A 16,284-nucleotide genomic window follows, 5' to 3' on the forward strand; every position below is an offset into this window, starting at 1 on the left:
ATGTTCTCCAGGGTTTCAGGTTGGAATCCTGCGCATGGGATCTTGGGATCCAGGGCACCGCAGCTTCCTGCTCGGTTGCCGACCCCTTTCGGGGCACTCTACATGCAGTGCTATTGTTGGGTCCGCCACGGCGTTTTGTCAACCTGCCCGGGGAGTCCATCGATGTCTTATCGGCTGGCGGGCGGCACGATTCCGTTCATGCGGAGGTACACCACCACCTGTCCGTAGTGGTCCATGGTGTGGGCCAGCAGGATGTTCGCCAGGGTCACCCGGGACGTGTCCCCGGAACCGAAGGGGGACTTGATGGCCACGAGCGCGTTCTTGTCGTTGATGGAGTTCAGGGCCTTGTGGGCGTAAGCGTACGACGCCTTCAGGTAGGCCATCACCTCGGCCTTGCTCTTCAGGGCCTCGGGCCCGTCCCCCTTTCCCACCTCCGCCGGAGGCTTCTCGCCGAGGATGACCGAGCCCACCCAGTAGTTGATGGCGCCCACGTGCCTGGCCTGGGCCGCGACGTTGCGGACCCCCTTGAATTCCCCCGCGGTGGGCGCGAAGGCGAACCCGCCTTCGGGCATGGCCTCCAGGGCCGGCACGAACTGCTTCTCGGCCAGGGCCAGGGAGCCGTCCAGGGTCGCTCCCAGCGCCTTCACGACCTTCGGGGGCTCGCTGTTCTGGGCCAAAACCTGGGTGGCGGCGAGAAGGGCCGCGAGGATGGTGGCGTTCCTGAGCATGACTTCCTCCTCAAGCTAGTGCGGGGACGGAGTGGCGCGGAGCGGGTCCGTCCCCCTGAGGACGCCGCCCAGCTTCTGGAACACCATCGAGAGGACCACCACCAGCACGCAGCCCACGACGTTGTACCAAAGGAATGAGATGCCGCTGAAGAGGAAACATGCCAGGACCGCCGCCTCGGCCACGAGCGCCGCCCAGAAGGCGCTGCCCCCCCTCACGCCCTTGAGGTAGAAGGCCACCAGGAAGATCCCGAGGATGGTCCCGTAGAAGAGCGAACCCAGGATGTTCACGGCCTCCACCAGGGAGCCCAGGCGGCTCGCGTACTCCGCGAAGGCGATGGCGAAGCACCCCCAGCCGAAGGTGGCCAGGCGCGACACCCACATCTCCCGCCGGGAGTCGGCCCCCCCCGCGTAGCGGCGCCACAGGTCCACCACCGTGGTGGCGCCCAGGGCGTTGATCTCGGCGGACATGGAGGACATGGAGGCCGAGAACACCGCGGCCAGCACCAGCCCCACGAGGCCCGCGGGAAGGCTGTGGAGCACGTAGTAGAGGAAGACGTAGTTGGTGTCGCTGGGGTTCATGGACGGGTCCGCCCTGCGCAGCACGCCCACGGCGTCCTGGCGTCTGCGCGCCGCGGCGGCGTCGGCCTCGAGCAGGGCCTGGCGGGCCTCGGGCAGGGAGCCCTCCCCGTGGCGGGCCCGGATGAAGCCCTCCGCCCGGGCCGCCCGCTCCGCCAGGGCCTCCCCGTAGGCCGCCTGGGCCCGGCGGAATTCGGGGGCCGCCTCCCCGGCCAGCACCCGCTTCACGGGCGCCGGGTTGAAGAACACCGGGGGCGCCGTGAACTGGTAGGCCACGAAGACCATGGCCCCCACCAGGAGGATCAGGAACTGCATGGGCACCTTGAACAGGCCGTTGGCCAGGAGCCCCATGCGGCTCTGGGCCACGGAGCTGCCCGAAAGGTAGCGCTGCACCTGGGACTGGTCGGTGCCGAAATACGAAAGCGCCAGGAAGAACCCGCCCACCAGGCCCGACCACAGGTTGTAGCGGTTGTTCAGGTCGAAGGAGAAATCGATGGCGTTGAGCCGGCCCAGGCTCCCGGCCACGTGCAGGGCGTCGCCGAAGGAGACCCCGGGCGGCAGCCGGTGCACGACCATCACCCCGGCGCCCACCATCCCGCAGGTGATGATGAGCATCTGCCAGCTCTGGGCCCAGGACACCGCGCGGGTCCCCCCGGTGACGGTGTAGATCATCACCAGGGACCCCACCAGCACGAGGTTCACGTGGATGTTCCAGCCCAGCAGCACCGAGAGCACCAGGGCCGGGGCATAGATGGTCAGGCCCACCGCCAGGCCCCGCTGCACCAGGAAGAGCATGGCCGCCAGGGTGCGGGTCCTGCCGTCGAAGCGCTCCTCCAGGAACTGGTAGGCCGTGAACACCTTCAGGCGGTGGAAGAGGGGCACCGCGGTGATGGAGAGCACCACCATGGCCAGGGGCAGCCCCAGGTAGAACTGCACGAAGCGCATGCCGTCCACGTAGGCCTGGCCCGGGGTGGACAGGAAGGTGATGGCGCTGGCCTGGGTGGCCATGATGGATAGGCAGATGGTGAACCACCGCGCGTCCCGGTCCGCCAGCAGGTAGCCGGTGGAATCCTTGTGCCCCCGGCCCTTCCACAGGCCGAAGAGCACCACGAAGGCCAGGCACCCGGCCAGGACGGTCCAGTCCAGGGCGCTCACGAGAAGGCCTTCCCGAACAGCCGGAACAGCAGGATGCAGAGCGCCAGGTTCAGGAGCACCAGGCCGTAGAGGCGGGACCAGCGGCCCAGGACGGGGGGCGGCTCGTTCATGGCGCGGTCTTCAGGGCCAGGAGGTTCGCGAAGAGCCGGTAGGCCCCGGGCACCCCGTCGGGGAGCTGCCGGAAGAAGGCCAGCCCGGTGTAGACGAAGTGCCCCTTGCCGTGGCTCGCCACGAGCAGCCCCCCCGCCAGCGGCTCCGAGCCCGCGTCGGCGGAGGCCAGGACGGCCTGGTAGCGGGGGTCCCAGTCCCGGGCGTAGTACAGCCCCCGCTCCTGAACCCAGCCCTCGAAGTCCTCGGCGGTGATCCGGTTGGGCCAGTTCAGCACGGGGCTGGACGGAACCAGGAGCTTCACCGGCGCCGCCTCCTCCGTGACCCGGTCCCGGGAGACCTTGAAGGGGTAGGGTCCCAGCTCCAGGGTCACCAGGCCCTGGTCCACCGCGTAGAGCACCACCTCGGTGCCGCCCCGGGCCACGTAGTCCAGGAGCCGGCCCTTGAGCTGGGCCAGGCGGGGCCGGGTGTTGAAGGCGCGGATGCCCACGACGATGGCGTCGAAGGCGTCCAGGTCGCCCCCCGCCAGGTCCTCGTCGGAAAGCAGGTCCACCTGGTAGCCCAGGGGCCTCAGGGTGCGGGGGATCTCGTCGCCCGAACCCATGACGTACCCGATGCGGGAGCCGCCGCGCTTGAGGTCCAGGCGCGCCAGGCGCGCGCGGGCGGCGGGATAGTAGGTCTGGATGGGGATGTGCGGGTAGTCGATGCGCACCCGGGAAAGGGCCGGCTGGGTGGCGCCGTCCAGGGCCACGGCGATCTCCAGGGTCCCCGTGCCCGGCCCCGGGGGGGGCGTGAGGGTCGTGACCACCTTGCGCTCCTCCCCGGCCCGGGCCAGGGAGAAGGGGATCTCGGCGGGTTCGGCCTTCCAGCCCGGGGGGGGCTGGAGCAGCACCAACCCTGACACCGGGCCCCGGCCCGCCGCCACGTCGAGGGTGACGGCGCGGGGGGCGGCGTCCCCCAGGATCTGGACCGGGTCGGCGAGGTTCACCGTCACCGGGGGCGCCACGGTGAAGGCCTGGTACCGCTCGCCCAGGACCGGGTCCCGGAAGCGGTACTGCACCGGCACCCGCAGGTCGAAGGCCACCCCTTCGGCCTCCAGGCGGAAGGTGGCCTGGAAGGCCGCGGGGCCTTCGGGGAGCCCCGCCAGCGGGGAGGGCGGCGCGGCCCCGGCCCCCAGCCACGCGGGGCGGGACGGGGCCATTCCGCCGGGGATGCGCAGGGCCCGGGTCTCGGCCAGGGGCTCGTTGGGGGCCAGCCTGCGGTCCAGGTCCAGGGAGGTGCCGTCCAGGATCAGGCCCTTGATGGAAACGGCGCCGCTTCCCCGGGCCACGAGGGTGGCCGTCACGGGCACCGCCTCCCCGGGGCAGCCCATGGGGCGCTCGGCGATGGCCTCGGCCCACAGCCCCGCCGCGCAGCGGATGGCCTCCACGATCTCGCCCCGCTTCACGTCCACCCAGGGATCGGCGGGCACCTTCTCCAGGGCCGCCTTGGCCTGGAGGAGCAGGCCCAGGATTCCGGAGGGGCGTTCGGGCCGGTACGCGGCGCGGGCCTGGGCCAGGAGCGCGCGCACCTCCTCCCCGCCCTTCACCCGGCCCCAGGTGAGGTCCACGCCCTCGAAGAAGTCCGCCTTGGCGGGCTCCCCGGCCAGGGGTTCGAAGTATTCCAGGCGGGAGCCCCGGCTGGGCACGGCGCCGAAGCCCTGGCTCCGGTGCATGCTCCGGCTCTCCGCCGCCAGTTCCGTGAAGGACTTGCCCAGCAAGGGGTCGTAGGCGCCCACGTCCAGGGTCAGCCAGGAGCCCGGCTTCATGGCGTCCCGTTCCGCCTGGGGGCGGAAGCTGTTCCAGAGGATGCGCCGGGCCTGCCAGACCCCCACCCGTTCCAGCTGCTCGGGGAAGGCCCGGGGGTCCGCCGCGGCCCGGAAGGCCTCCAGCGCCAGCATCGCCGAAGCCGTGTGGTGGCCGTGGGTGGTGCCCAGGGTGGGGGAGAAGCGGGTGAGGATGACGTCGGGCCTGAGCTTGCGCACCACCCACACCACGTCCGCCAGGGCCGCGTCGTGGCCCCAGATGGAAAGGGTCTCCGCCGGAGTCTTGGAGAAGCCGAAATCCACGCAGCGGGTGAAGTACTGCTCGGCCCCGTCCAGGTGGCGCGCCGCCAGGAGCTCCTGGGTGCGGATGAGGGCCAGCCCGTCTCCCAGTTCGGGCCCGATGAGGTTCTGTCCCCCCCCGCCCCGGGTCATGGAGAGGTAGGCCGCGCGGACCTTGGCCCCCTGGGAGAAGGCCGCCAGGGCCGCCGTGTTCTCGTCGTCCGGGTGGGCCGCCACGTACAGCACCGTCCCCAGCACCTGCAGCTTGTCCAGGAGCACCTGCAGCGCCGCCGCGTCCCGCACCGGTTCGGGCTGCGCGAAGGCCTGCGGGCCGCAGGCCGCCAGGATCGCCAAGGAACAGTGGGTCGCAGGGAAAAAGAGGCGGGTCATGGGGCCGTCCTGGCTTATCAAATACGTTCCCGACCAGAATAGTCAAATTTCCTCCCCTAGGGCTGAAAAACCGTGGGGGGGGGTCGTACGTGTCCCGGACTTTCGCCACTGATTCGCTGACGCAGGCAAGCTGCGTCAGCGCAAAGCTCACGGGGGTAGGTTGGGGGGGAGTGTTGCCACGCTCCGGCTTCGTTGGGCCTTGCGTGAGTTTGGAAGGCGGAGGCTCCCCGGAGGGGCCTATGTCCCGGGGACAAGCTGCGAGTTTCCCGGGGTGGCTACCGGGTCGCGCCGACGTTGATCAGCTGGGGCGGGAGCCGCATTGAATCGAGGTTGAGGACGGAGGGATCGGGGCGATTCCAGGGGATTGCGAATGGCGCGGACCGGTCAGCGTCGGCGCGAAACCGGTTTCCACCGCGGGAAACTCGCAGCGTGACGCATGGACATAGGTCCCTCCGGGGAGCTTCGGGCTGGCGGATGGCCCCATTGCCCAACGAAGCCGGAGTGTGGCAACACTCCCCCCTGACCTGAATCGGAGAGCTTTGCGCTGACGCAGCTTGCCTGTGTCGGCGAATCCGTGGCGCCGGTCCGGGACACGGGCGCCTGCCTAGTCGAATTGGAGGGGGAGGATCTCGCCCACGTCCAGGGGGCGGATGGAGCGCGCCCCGGCTCCCGCCAGCAGCCTGCGCAGGGGTTCGCCCCGGGGTTCGTCGGAGAGGTCGAAGGTGCCGTAGTGCATGGGGACGAGGGTTCCGGCAGCGAGGTCGTCGAAGGCCTGGAGGGCCTCCTCGGGGTTCAGGTGGCTGGGGCGCATGAGGCTGGGGGGGTCGTAGGCGCCGATGGGGAGGAGGGCGAGATCCACGGGGCCCACCTGCTCCCGGATCTCCCGGAAGTGGCCGTTGTAGCCGGTGTCGCCGGCGAAGTAGAGGGACCTGGAGCCCCACTGCACCAGGAAGCTTCCCCAGAGGGCGGCGTTGTGGTCGGTGAGGCCCCTGCGGTGCCAGTGCTGGGCGGGGAGGAGGGTGATCCGCAGGTCCGGCCCGGTCTCGAAGCGCTGGTACCACCCGGCCTCCTGCACCGCCATGGCCGGGTTGCCCTCCCGGGCCAGGGCCCCCAGGCGCAGGGGCACCAGGGCCGTGAGGCGGGGGCCCGAAAGGCTCCGCAGGGTCGGGAGGTCCAGGTGGTCGTAGTGGCCGTGGGAGACCAGGACGTAGTCCACCTCCACCCCGGCCACGTCCAGGGGCACCGCGGCCAGGCGCTTCAGGAAGCGCGGGCCCTTGAGCACGGGGTCCAGGAGCAGGGTCCGGCCCGCGGCCCTCAGGAGGAAGGACGCGTGCCCCAGCCACACGAGGCAGTCCCCTTCGGGGACGGCGTCCAGGGGCCTCACGGCGAGCCGGAAATCGTCCTCGCGCTTCTCCCGGGCCTTGGGGTTCCGGGATAGCTTCCACGCGAGCACGGGCCAGAAGGAACGGCCCACGGTGGACATGTAGCGTTCCTGGAACCGGCCCTGGCGGAAGGTGTTCCCGCAGTAGCCGTGGCGGATGGTGGGGAGATCGGGGTTCTTCATCTCGGAACTTTCAGGGAGAATCGCTCCATGGAGGACCCCTACTATCTCGTGAATTTCCAGTGCGTGCTGGAGGATGTGCGTTCCCGGTGCGGGGACCTGCTCCTCCCGGAGGAAAGGGCGCGCCTGGAGGCCTTCCGGTCCCTGCCCGGGGACGCCCGGCGGCTCTACGTGCGCATGCTCACGCGCAAGGGCCCCTGGTTCCGCCCCGGCGCCCTGGCCTACCCGGAGATCGGCCCGGGCGCCCTGGAGGCCCTGGCCGCGGCGGGCTTCCTGGCGGGTCCGGAGGAGGCCACCGCCGCCGAACTGGCCGGCCTCCTGCGCAAACCCGAGCTCGAGGCCCTCCTGGAGGCCGCCGGCATCCCCTTCCGGCGCGCCGAGGGCCGGGAGGCGCTGGCGAGTCGCGTGCCGGAGGCCCTTCTGCGCGACGCGGCCGACGCGGTGGCTCCCCGGGGCCGGGACTGGGCGCGGCTCCTGTTCCTGCTGTTCTTCGGCAACCTCGAGCAGGACCTCACGGACTTCGTCCTGGCCGAGCTGGGGCATGTGCGGTACGAGGCCTACGAGGTGGACCCCGCCTGCAGGGCCTTCGGGAGCCGGCAGGAGGTGGACCGCCTCCTCTCCCTGGACGGGCTTCGCACCGCCCTGGAGGCCGGAGAGGATCTGGAGGGGATCACCGGCAGCCTCCTGGCCATGGAGCACTGCCCGGGCCTCCGGGTGCAGCGGCGCTACCACCGCCTCCTGGGCGACGTGGGGCGGGAATGGGAACGGCGGGGCTCGCCGGAGGAGGCCCTGGCCTGTCTCCGGCGCTGCGCCCTGCCCCCGGCCCGGGAGCGCATGGCCCGCATCCACCATGCCCGGGGCGAATCCGCCCTGGCGGCGGAAACGGCCCTGGCCATGGCCGAGGCCCCCCTGGACGTGGGCGAGGAGCGGTTCGCGCGGAGGTTCCTGGCCAGGCTCGCCCGGCACGATCCCCGCGCGGCGCTCTGGGCCGAGACCCACCCCCCCGACCCGCCCCTGCCGGAAGTGCGGCTCCGGGTCCCCCGGCACCCGTCGGGGTCCGTGGAGCAGGCCGCCCTGGAAGCCTCGGGGTGGGAGGGGTTCTGGACCGAGAACGCCCTCTGGACGGCCCTCTACGGCCTAGCCTTCTGGGACGTGATCTTCGCGCCGGTGCCCGGGGCCTTCCAGCACCGGTTCCAGCTGGGCCCCGCGGACCTGCGCACGCCGGGGTTCGCCCAGGCCCGGCGGGGGGCCATCGCCGCGCGCCTTGCCGAACTGGAGGCGCCCGGCGCCCCCCGGCGCCTGATCCTGGCCCGCGCGGCGGAAAAGCGGGGCGTGGCCAACGCCTTCGTGAACTGGAAGGCCCTGGCCCCGGGCCATCTGGAGGCGGCCCTGGACACCCTGCCCCAGGCCGCGCTCCTGGCCTTCCTGCGGGCCATGGCCCCCAACCCCGCGGCCTTCCGCAGCGGCTTCCCGGACCTCTTCCTGCACCGGGACGGCCGGTGCATGCTCTGGGAGGTCAAGGGCCCGGGGGATGCCCTCCGCCCCGAGCAGGAGCGCTGGCTGGCCCTCTTCAACCGCGCGGGCCTGGATGCCCGGGTCGCGTGGGTGAGCTACCTGGAGGAGGGCGCCCCCTCCTCCCCTGGAGGATCCCCATGACCCACGAACTCACCGTTTGGCAGGAGCGCTTCGAGGCCTTCTGGGCCGCCCTCCCCGGCGGGGACGGAGCCCACGACGTGCACCACCTGCGCCGGGTATGGCGTTCGGCCCGGAAGATCGCCGCGGCCGAGCCCGGCGCCGATCTGCTGGTGCTGCTGGCCGCGGCCTACCTCCACGACCTGGTGAACCCGCCCAAGGATTCGCCGCTGCGTTCCCAGGCCTCGCGCCTCTCGGCGGAAAAGGCCGTGCCCCTCCTGGAGGACCTGGGCTTCGATCCCGCCCGGACCCGGGCGGCGGCGCATGCCATCGAGGCCCACAGCTACTCCGCCGGCATCCCCCCCGCGACCCTGGAGGCCCGCATCCTGCAGGACGCCGACCGCCTCGAGGCCCTGGGGGCCATCGGCCTGGCCCGGTGCTTCTACACCGGCGGCAAGATGGGCACGGCCCTCTGGGAAGCCGGGGATCCCCTGGGCCGCTCCGGGCGGCCCCTGGACGACCGGCTCTATTCGGTGGATCACTTTCCCCTCAAGCTCATGCGCCTGCCGGACCTCATGACCACCGGCGAGGGCCGGCGCATGGCCCGCCGCAGGACAAGGGTGCTTGCCCTCTTCCTGGCACAATTGGAGCGGGAGCTCCTTGACTGACCTGCCAGACTAGTTCGCAAACCCCCAGGTCCCCCATCCGGAGGCTCCATGAACAAGGTGGTCGCCCACTTCCTGAACGGCACCGTGGCCAAGGGCCTCACCGTGGACTTCCTCCCCAACAAGGACCGGTTCCACCTGGTGGTGGAGGGGGCGCCGGCCCTGGAGGTCCTGATATCGGAACTGAAGGGGCTCTTCTTCGTGAAGGACCTGGAGGGCGACCTGGGCCACGCCAAGTCCAACATCTTCCACCCCGGGGACATGAGCCCGGGGCGGCGGATCCGCGTGGAATTCAAGGATGGGGAGACCCTGATGGGCACCACCCAGGCCTACACCCCCGGACGGACGGGCTTCTTCGTGGTGCCCGCGGACAAGAAGTCCAACACGGAGCGGGCCTTCATCATCACCTCGGCCACCAGCAGCATCAGCCTGTTGTAGCGTTCCGGCGCCCCGGCACAGTAGCCTGGAGGGCGATGACCCCCCGTCCCCTCTTCTCGGTTCTCCATGATCTCCTGGATCATGACCGGGACGTGCGCCTGGGGGAACTCCTGGACGCCGCCGGGGAGCAGTCCTACGGCCTCCTGATCCTGCTGCTGGCCCTGCCCAGCCTGGTGCCGGCCCTCAACACCGGCCTGGCCCCCGTGGGGGGCGCGGCCGTGATGGCCATCGGCTACCAGCTGGGCAAAGGCGTCCCCCACCCCTGGGTGCCCCAGCGCATCCTCGCCCTGCCCATCCACAAGGGCGCCGTCAAGCACGCCCTGGCGCGGCTGGAGGGGCTGCTGCTGCGCTGGTCCAGCCGCACCGCGGAAAGGCACCCCCTGAGCCGCAGGTGGATGGGCGCCGCCCTGGTGTGGACGGGCTTCCTCCTGGCCCTGCCGGTGCCCCTGCCCTTCGCCAACATCATCCCCGCCGCCGTCCTCTGCCTCCTGGGGGCCGCGGTCATGGAGCAGCGCCAGGACTGGGCCTGGGCCGCCACCTTCGCGAGCCTCGGCACCACCCTCTACTTCGCCCTGTCGGCCAACCTCGCCTTCCGCATCGCCAAGGCCATCCGGGGGTTGGTGAACTAGCGCGTGTCGGCGAACCCTGGCTGCCTTGAATCCGTGATGAAGGGGCTGTTCCAGATTGAACGTATCCCATTTCATCCCATCAATCGGCGTTCATCCCGGTTTCCGCAGGGCTGACGCAGAGGTGGGACGGAGCGCACGTCACTCGACGTCCTCGACCCAAAGGTGGCGACAACTCCCAGCAAAGTTCAAACGGGGATAAAAGGGATCCAGGGGAAAAGGCAGGATAAGGAAGGCCAGGTCAAAGCTGAAGGCAGATCATCGAAACCAGCCTAGCGATTCATGACCTCGGGTTTCCCGACACACCCTACGCCGAACGGGATTCCAGGACCTTGGCGCGCTGACGCTGGGAGGCCTTGCGGGCCTTCTCCACGTCGGGGAGGTGGACCATGGCCCACTGGCAGAGGGCTCCCAGGGGCTCCCTCAGGGTGGTGCCCAGTTCGGTGAGGGAGTACTCGGTGCGGGGGGGGACCTCGGGGTAGACGACGCGGCGCACCAGGCCGTCCTCCTCCAGCTTGCGCAGGGTCTGGGTGAGCATCTTCTGGCTGATGCCGCCCACCTCCCGCTGGAGTTCCCCGTACCGCCGCGTGCCCTTGGAGAGCAGGTAGATCACCAGCGTCGTCCACTTGTCGGCGATGAGGTCCAGCACCAGGCGGGTGGGGCACTGGGAGCTGAGGACGTTGGGGGCCATGCCGCACGCATTACGAACCATGGGGTGCCTACCTTCCGAAATAGTGCCTACTTTCCAATGGAGAGTGGCATGCTTAAGTTTGTGCTACGGCCGTCCGGGCCGCAACCCCCGAATCCGAAGGAGCCCCCATGACCACAGCCACCGTCCTCTCCCCCGAAGACCTCCTCAAGGTGCAGGAGTGGCGCTACGCCACCAAGCAGTTCGACCCCAGCCGCAAGATCCCCGCCGCCGTGTGGTCGGCCCTGGAGAAGTCCCTGGTGCTCTCCCCCAGCTCCTTCGGCCTCCAGCCCTGGAAGTTCCTGGTCATCCAGGACCCCGCCCTGCGCGCCCGCCTGAAGGCGGTGTCCTGGGGCCAGGGGCAGGTGGAGGACGCGTCCCACCTGGTGGTCTTCCTGGCCAAGGAGACCCTCACCGAGGCCGATGTGGACCACTTCCTGGAGCGCGTCGCCGAGGTGCGCCACCAGACCCCCGAATCCCTGGCCGCCTACCGCAGCATGATGGTGGGCAACCTCGTGTCCGGCCCCCGGGCCGCCACCATCGACGCCTGGGCCGCCCGGCAGGCGTACATCGCCCTGGGCAACTTCATGACCAGCGCCGCCCTCCTGGGCGTGGACACCTGCCCCATGGAAGGCCTGGACGCCGCCCAGTACGACGAGATCCTGGGCCTGGCGGGCACCGGCTACCGCACCATCGTTGCCTGCCCGGCTGGTTATCGGGCCGCCGGCGACAAGTACGCGGAACTGCCCAAGGTGCGCTTCCCCGAAGCCGAAGTGATCAACCACCGCTGATCCGGGGCCGATTTCCCAAAGAAGCCCTAATGGTGTAGGGTGGCTGGTCCGAAACCTTCATTGGAGGTGGACCCATGTCGATCTTCCACCAGTACCAGAGCCGCTACGAATCCGCAGTCGCCGAGGAGATGAGCCTCCAGGAATACCTGGATCTGTGCAGGAAGGATCCCTCGGCCTACGCCAGCGTCGCCGAACGGCTCCTGAGCGCCATCGGGGAGCCGGAGCTGGTGGATACCCGCTCCGTGGAGCGCCTCAGCCGCATCTTCGCCAACAAGGTGGTGCGGATCTACCCGGCCTTCAAGGAATTCTACGGAATGGAGGAGGTGATCGAGGGGATCGTCTCCTACTTCCGCCACGCCGCCCAGGGGCTGGAGGAGAAGAAGCAGATCCTCTACCTCCTCGGGCCCGTGGGGGGCGGCAAGTCCTCGCTGGCCGAGGAGCTCAAGGCCCTCATGGAGAAGGTCCCCTTCTACGCCATCAAGGGATCCCCGGTGCACGAATCCCCCCTGGGCCTGTTCAACCCCGGGGAGGACGGGCCCATCCTGGAGGGGGACTACGGGATCCCCCGGCGCTACCTCACGTCCATCATGAGCCCCTGGGCCGTGAAGCGCCTGCAGGAGTACGGCGGCGACATCACCCGGTTCCGGGTGGTCAAGCTGCGCCCCTCCGTGCTGAGCCAGATCGCCGTCTCCAAGACCGAGCCCGGCGACGAGAACAACCAGGACATCTCCTCCCTGGTGGGCAAGATCGATATCCGGAAGCTGGAGACCTACTCCCAGAACGATCCCGACGCCTACTCCTACTCCGGCGGCCTGTGCCTGGCCAACCGGGGCATGCTGGAGTTCGTGGAGATGTTCAAGGCCCCCATCAAGGTGCTCCACCCCCTCCTCACCGCCACCCAGGAGGGCAACTACAAGGGCACCGAAGGCTTCGGGGCCATCCCCTTCGACGGCCTCATCCTGGCCCACTCCAACGAGGCGGAGTGGCTGACCTTCAAGAACAACCGGAACAACGAGGCCTTCCTGGACCGCATCTACATCGTGAAGGTGCCCTACACCCTCCGGGTCACGGACGAGATGCGCATCTACCAGAAGCTCCTGGACAACTCCTCCCTGGCCCACGCCCCCTGCGCCCCGGACACCCTGCGCATGCTGGCCCAGTTCTCGGTGCTCAGCCGCCTCAAGGAGCCGGAGAACTCCAGCATCTACTCCAAGATGCGGGTCTACGACGGGGAGAACCTCAAGGACACCGATCCCAAGGCCAAGAGCTACCAGGAGTACCGGGACTTCGCCGGGGTCGACGAAGGCATGACCGGGCTCTCCACCCGCTTCGCCTTCAAGATCCTCTCCAAGGTCTTCAACTTCGATCACCGGGAGGTGGCGGCCAACCCCGTCCACCTCATGTACGTGCTGGAGCAGCAGATCGAGCAGGAGCAGTACCCCGGGGCCGTGGAGGAGCAGTACCTGCGCACCCTCAAGGAGTTCATCTCCCCCCGGTACGCCGAATTCATCGGCAAGGAGATCCAGACCGCCTACCTGGAGAGCTATTCGGAATACGGGCAGAACATCTTCGACCGGTACGTGAACTACGCGGACTTCTGGATCCAGGACCAGGAATTCCGGGACCCCAACACCGGAGAAATGCTCGACCGAGCAGCCCTCAACAACGAACTGGAAAAGATCGAGAAGCCCGCCGGGATCTCCAATCCCAAGGATTTCCGCAACGAGGTGGTCAACTTCGTCCTGCGGGCCCGGGCCAAGCACGACGGCCGGAACCCGTCCTGGACCTCGTACGAGAAGCTGCGGGCCGTCATCGAGAAGAAGATGTTCTCCAACACGGAGGAACTGCTCCCGGTCATCTCCTTCAACACCAAGGCCAACACCGACGATCAGAAGAAGCACCGGGACTTCGTGGAGCGCATGGTCGCCAAGGGCTACACGGAAAAGCAGGTGCGGCTGCTCTGCGACTGGTACCTGCGCGTGCGGAAATCGTCATGATCCAGATCATCGACCGCCGCTTCGACAGCAAGAACCGCAGCTCCGTGAACCGGACGCGGTTCCTGCGGCGGTTCCGCGGGCAGATCAAGCAGGCCGTGTCGGACATCCTGGACCACGGCGGGATCAAGGACATGGATTCCGGCAAGAAGATCCGCATCCCGGGCAGGGACATCGCCGAACCCCAGTTCGGCCACGGGCCCGGAGGCCGGCGGGAGCGGGTCCACGCAGGCAACGACCGCTTCGGCACCGGCGACGAGGTGGAGCGGCCCCCCGCGGGGGGCCAGGGCGGCCAGGGAGGGCGCGCGAGCCCCGACGGCGAGGGGGAGGATGCCTTCGAATTCGCCATCTCCCGGGACGAGTTCCTGGACTTCTTCTTCGAGGAGCTGGCCCTGCCCAACCTCGTCAAGCGCCACCTGGCCAGCCTCACGGAGTTCCGCAACGTGCGCGCCGGCCACACCCACACCGGCGTCCCCACCAACCTCAATCTGGTGCGCACCATGCGTGGCGCCACGGGCCGGCGCATCGCCACCCGCGGCCCCTTCGCGGACCGGCGGAGGGAACTGGAGGAGGCCCTGGCCGAGGCCCGGCGCCTCCACGGGGAGGACAGCCCCGAGGTCCGGGGGCTCCTGGCGGAACTGGACCGCCTGGGCCGCAGGCTCGCGGCGGTGCCCTTCATCGACACCTACGACCTGCGCTTCAACAACCGCGTGCGGGTGGCCCAGCCCACCACCCAGGCCGTGATGTTCTGCCTCATGGACGTCTCCGGGTCCATGGACGAGGCCAAGAAGAACATCTCCAAGCGGTTCTTCACCCTGCTGTACCTCTTCCTGAAGCGGAACTACGAGCGCATCGAGGTGGTCTTCATCCGCCACCACACCTCCGCCGAGGAGGTCGACGAGGAGCGGTTCTTCCATTCCCGGGAGACCGGCGGCACCATCGTCTCCAGCGCCCTCCGGCTCATGCGGGACATCGCCGCCGAGCGCTTCCCCCCGGGCCTCTGGAACCTCTACGGCGCCCAGGCCTCGGACGGCGACAACTGGTCCGACGACTCCGAGCCCAGCCGCGATCTGCTGGCGGAATCCATCCTGCCCCAGGTCCAGCATTTCGCCTACATCGAGATCGCCGACTCGCCCCAGGTGCTCTGGCGGGAGTACGAGACCCTCCTGCCCGGCCACCCCGAGACCTTCGCCATGCGCCGCATCCGGGAGGTGACCGACATCTATCCCGTCTTCCACGACCTCTTCCGGAAGCGGGTGTAGCCGTGCTCCCGGGCGGATCGGAGTGGACCTTCGAGTCCATCGCGGCCTACGACGACGCCATCGGCCGCCTCGCCCGGGGCTTCGGCCTGGAGACCTACCCCCACCAGCTGGAGATCATCAGCTCCCACCAGATGATGGACGCCTACGCCTCGGCGGGCATGCCCGTGAACTACCACCACTGGTCCTTCGGCAAGCACTTCCTGGCCACCGAGAACCGCTACCGGCGCGGCCAGATGGGCCTGGCCTACGAGATCGTCATCAACTCCGACCCGTGCATCGCCTACCTCATGGAGGAGAACACGCTGACCATGCAGGCCCTGGTCATCGCCCACGCCGCCTACGGCCACAACTCGTTCTTCAAGGGCAACCACCTGTTCCGCCAGTGGACCAGCGCCTCCACGATCATCGACTACCTGGTCTTCGCCCGGGACTACATCGCCCGGTGCGAGGAGCGCCACGGCCAGGACACCGTGGAGCGCCTGCTGGACGCGTGCCACGCCCTCATGAACCTGGGGGTGGACCGGTACCGGAGGTCCCCGAGGCTCTCCCTCACCAAGGAGCGGGTCCGGCAGAAGGAGCGCGAAGCCTACCTCCAGGCCCAGGTGAACGAGCTGTGGCGGACCCTCCCGCCCCGCCCCGCAAGGGAGAAGCCCGAGGAGGAGGAGCGCTTCCCCCGGGAGCCGGAGGAGAACCTCCTCTACTTCATCGAGAAGAACGCCCCGCTCCTGGAACCCTGGCAGCGGGAGATCGTGAGGATCGTGCGCAAGGTGGCCCAGTACTTCCACCCCCAGCGCCAGACCCAGCTCATGAACGAGGGGTGGGCCACCTTCTGGCACTTCACCCTCCTCAACGCGCTGTACGACGAGGGCAGCGTGGGGGACGGGTTCATGTTCGAGTTCCTCCACTCCCACACCAGCGTCATCCACCAGCCCCCCTACAACAGCTCCTGGTACTCGGGCGTGAACCCCTACGCCCTGGGCTTCGCCATGTGGCGGGACCTGCGCCGCATCTGCGAGGCCCCCACCCCGGAGGACCGCCGCTGGTTCCCGGACCTGGCGGGCTCGCCCTGGCGGGAGACCCTGCCCTTCGCCATGCACAACTTCAAGGACGAGAGCTTCATCGCCCAGTTCCTCTCCCCGCGGCTCATGCGGGAATTCCGGTTCTTCGCGGTGGTGGACGACGACAAGGCGGCCCGCCTCCGCATCGGCCCCATCCACGACGACACCGGCTACGAGGAGCTGCGCCGCTCCCTGGCGGACCAGTACAACCTGGGCAGCCGCGAACCCAACATCCAGGTGTGGAGCGTGGACCTGCGCGGCGACCGCACCCTCACCCTGAGCTACGCCAACCCCCGGGGCCTGCCCCTGGCCCCGGATTTCGAGGCGGTGCTGGAGCACATGGCCTACCTGTGGGGCTTCACGGTGCGCCTGGAGGAACGGGACGGCGCCGGCGAGACCCGGGTCCTGGGCATCAAGCTCGGGGAACGCAGGCGCAGGGATTGAAACCCCCGGAAAGGTGTTTCCTTTTTCCCGAAAGGGTGGTTAGAGTCATGCAGTTCCCCAAACCCATCCCCTTCTGGAGGTTCCC

The 16,284-nt window shown here is 69.3% G+C and carries 13 protein-coding genes and 1 riboswitch; of the genes, 8 read left to right on the forward strand and 5 right to left on the reverse strand.

The genetic code is table 11. The features are described from left to right. A riboswitch (SAM-I-IV-variant riboswitch) is annotated at positions 1-111 on the reverse strand. 56 nt (positions 112-167) lie between these two features. The 4 genes from R2J76_RS17595 to R2J76_RS17610 all read right to left on the reverse strand — a co-directional run bounded on the left by R2J76_RS17595 (position 168) and on the right by R2J76_RS17610 (position 6,604). Beyond that, positions 168-728: a DinB family protein gene (locus tag R2J76_RS17595; RefSeq protein WP_316412955.1), complete on the reverse strand. Its 561-nt coding sequence runs from the start codon at positions 726-728 to the stop codon at positions 168-170. A 15-nt stretch (positions 729-743) separates the two neighbouring features. Further along, complete coding sequence (locus R2J76_RS17600; RefSeq protein WP_316412956.1) at positions 744-2,459, reverse strand: sodium:solute symporter; 1,716 nt, start codon at positions 2,457-2,459, stop codon at positions 744-746. Positions 2,460-2,565: 106 nt separating this feature from the next. After that, the gene (locus R2J76_RS17605; RefSeq protein ID WP_316412957.1) at positions 2,566-5,040 is read right to left on the reverse strand and encodes a PIG-L family deacetylase; all 2,475 of its coding nucleotides are present in this window, start codon (positions 5,038-5,040) and stop codon (positions 2,566-2,568) included. A 604-nt stretch (positions 5,041-5,644) separates the two neighbouring features. Next, the gene (locus R2J76_RS17610) at positions 5,645-6,604 is read right to left on the reverse strand and encodes an MBL fold metallo-hydrolase (RefSeq protein ID WP_316412958.1); all 960 of its coding nucleotides are present in this window, start codon (positions 6,602-6,604) and stop codon (positions 5,645-5,647) included. Between the two features lie 27 nt (positions 6,605-6,631). Here R2J76_RS17610 and R2J76_RS17615 point away from each other — a divergent pair, with 27 nt between their 5' ends. Genes R2J76_RS17615 through R2J76_RS17630 form a run of 4 tightly spaced genes read left to right on the forward strand, consistent with a single transcriptional unit; the run spans position 6,632 to position 9,965 of the window. Beyond that, the gene (locus tag R2J76_RS17615; protein WP_316412959.1) at positions 6,632-8,257 is read left to right on the forward strand and encodes a VRR-NUC domain-containing protein; all 1,626 of its coding nucleotides are present in this window, start codon (positions 6,632-6,634) and stop codon (positions 8,255-8,257) included. Continuing rightward, positions 8,254-8,901 carry an HD domain-containing protein gene (locus R2J76_RS17620; RefSeq protein WP_316412960.1) on the forward strand — a complete coding sequence of 216 codons (648 nt, stop codon included), beginning with the start codon at positions 8,254-8,256 and terminating at the stop codon, positions 8,899-8,901. The genes R2J76_RS17615 and R2J76_RS17620 overlap by 4 nt, the downstream gene beginning before the upstream one ends. Before the next feature lie 48 nt (positions 8,902-8,949). Further along, positions 8,950-9,336 carry a DUF6982 domain-containing protein gene (locus tag R2J76_RS17625; protein ID WP_316412961.1) on the forward strand — a complete coding sequence of 129 codons (387 nt, stop codon included), beginning with the start codon at positions 8,950-8,952 and terminating at the stop codon, positions 9,334-9,336. Between the two features lie 35 nt (positions 9,337-9,371). Then, positions 9,372-9,965, forward strand: a complete 594-nt coding sequence (locus R2J76_RS17630) for an exopolysaccharide biosynthesis protein (RefSeq protein ID WP_316412962.1) — start codon at positions 9,372-9,374, stop codon at positions 9,963-9,965. Positions 9,966-10,269: 304 nt separating this feature from the next. Here R2J76_RS17630 and R2J76_RS17635 read toward each other — a convergent pair whose 3' ends face one another. Continuing rightward, positions 10,270-10,674 (reverse strand): winged helix-turn-helix transcriptional regulator, encoded by a 405-nt coding sequence (locus R2J76_RS17635; RefSeq protein WP_316412963.1) that lies wholly within the window; start codon positions 10,672-10,674, stop codon positions 10,270-10,272. 107 nt (positions 10,675-10,781) lie between these two features. Between R2J76_RS17635 and R2J76_RS17640 the strand changes: the two genes are divergently transcribed. The 4 genes from R2J76_RS17640 (at position 10,782) to R2J76_RS17655 (ending at position 16,199) form a co-directional block, all read left to right on the forward strand. Continuing rightward, positions 10,782-11,441, forward strand: coding sequence for an NAD(P)H-dependent oxidoreductase (locus tag R2J76_RS17640; protein ID WP_316412964.1), 660 nt, complete (start codon positions 10,782-10,784; stop codon positions 11,439-11,441). Between the two features lie 74 nt (positions 11,442-11,515). Continuing rightward, a complete protein-coding gene (locus tag R2J76_RS17645; protein WP_316412965.1) occupies positions 11,516-13,438 on the forward strand; it encodes a PrkA family serine protein kinase in 1,923 nt (640 codons plus the stop codon). Then, positions 13,435-14,697 (forward strand): YeaH/YhbH family protein, encoded by a 1,263-nt coding sequence (locus R2J76_RS17650; RefSeq protein ID WP_316412966.1) that lies wholly within the window; start codon positions 13,435-13,437, stop codon positions 14,695-14,697. The genes R2J76_RS17645 and R2J76_RS17650 overlap by 4 nt, the downstream gene beginning before the upstream one ends. Before the next feature lie 2 nt (positions 14,698-14,699). Continuing rightward, positions 14,700-16,199: a SpoVR family protein gene (locus tag R2J76_RS17655; protein WP_316412967.1), complete on the forward strand. Its 1,500-nt coding sequence runs from the start codon at positions 14,700-14,702 to the stop codon at positions 16,197-16,199. Positions 16,200-16,284: the final 85 nt, after the last annotated feature.

The organism is Mesoterricola silvestris, assembly GCF_030295405.1.
Classification (GTDB): Bacteria; Acidobacteriota; Holophagae; order Holophagales; family Holophagaceae; genus Mesoterricola; species Mesoterricola silvestris.

What these genes read in the sequence shown, in the direction of transcription:
- R2J76_RS17650 (WP_316412966.1), top strand. Translation starts at nt 13,435, where the DNA reads ATGATCCAGATCATCGACCGCCGCTTCGACAGCAAGAACCGCAGCTCC.
- R2J76_RS17645 (WP_316412965.1), top strand. Translation starts at nt 11,516, where the DNA reads ATGTCGATCTTCCACCAGTACCAGAGCCGCTACGAATCCGCAGTCGCC.
- R2J76_RS17605 (WP_316412957.1), bottom strand. Translation starts at nt 5,040, where the DNA reads ATGACCCGCCTCTTTTTCCCTGCGACCCACTGTTCCTTGGCGATCCTG.
- R2J76_RS17640 (WP_316412964.1), top strand. Translation starts at nt 10,782, where the DNA reads ATGACCACAGCCACCGTCCTCTCCCCCGAAGACCTCCTCAAGGTGCAG.
- R2J76_RS17610 (WP_316412958.1), bottom strand. Translation starts at nt 6,604, where the DNA reads ATGAAGAACCCCGATCTCCCCACCATCCGCCACGGCTACTGCGGGAAC.
- R2J76_RS17635 (WP_316412963.1), bottom strand. Translation starts at nt 10,674, where the DNA reads ATGGTTCGTAATGCGTGCGGCATGGCCCCCAACGTCCTCAGCTCCCAG.
- R2J76_RS17620 (WP_316412960.1), top strand. Translation starts at nt 8,254, where the DNA reads ATGACCCACGAACTCACCGTTTGGCAGGAGCGCTTCGAGGCCTTCTGG.
- R2J76_RS17630 (WP_316412962.1), top strand. Translation starts at nt 9,372, where the DNA reads ATGACCCCCCGTCCCCTCTTCTCGGTTCTCCATGATCTCCTGGATCAT.
- R2J76_RS17615 (WP_316412959.1), top strand. Translation starts at nt 6,632, where the DNA reads ATGGAGGACCCCTACTATCTCGTGAATTTCCAGTGCGTGCTGGAGGAT.
- R2J76_RS17595 (WP_316412955.1), bottom strand. Translation starts at nt 728, where the DNA reads ATGCTCAGGAACGCCACCATCCTCGCGGCCCTTCTCGCCGCCACCCAG.
- R2J76_RS17625 (WP_316412961.1), top strand. Translation starts at nt 8,950, where the DNA reads ATGAACAAGGTGGTCGCCCACTTCCTGAACGGCACCGTGGCCAAGGGC.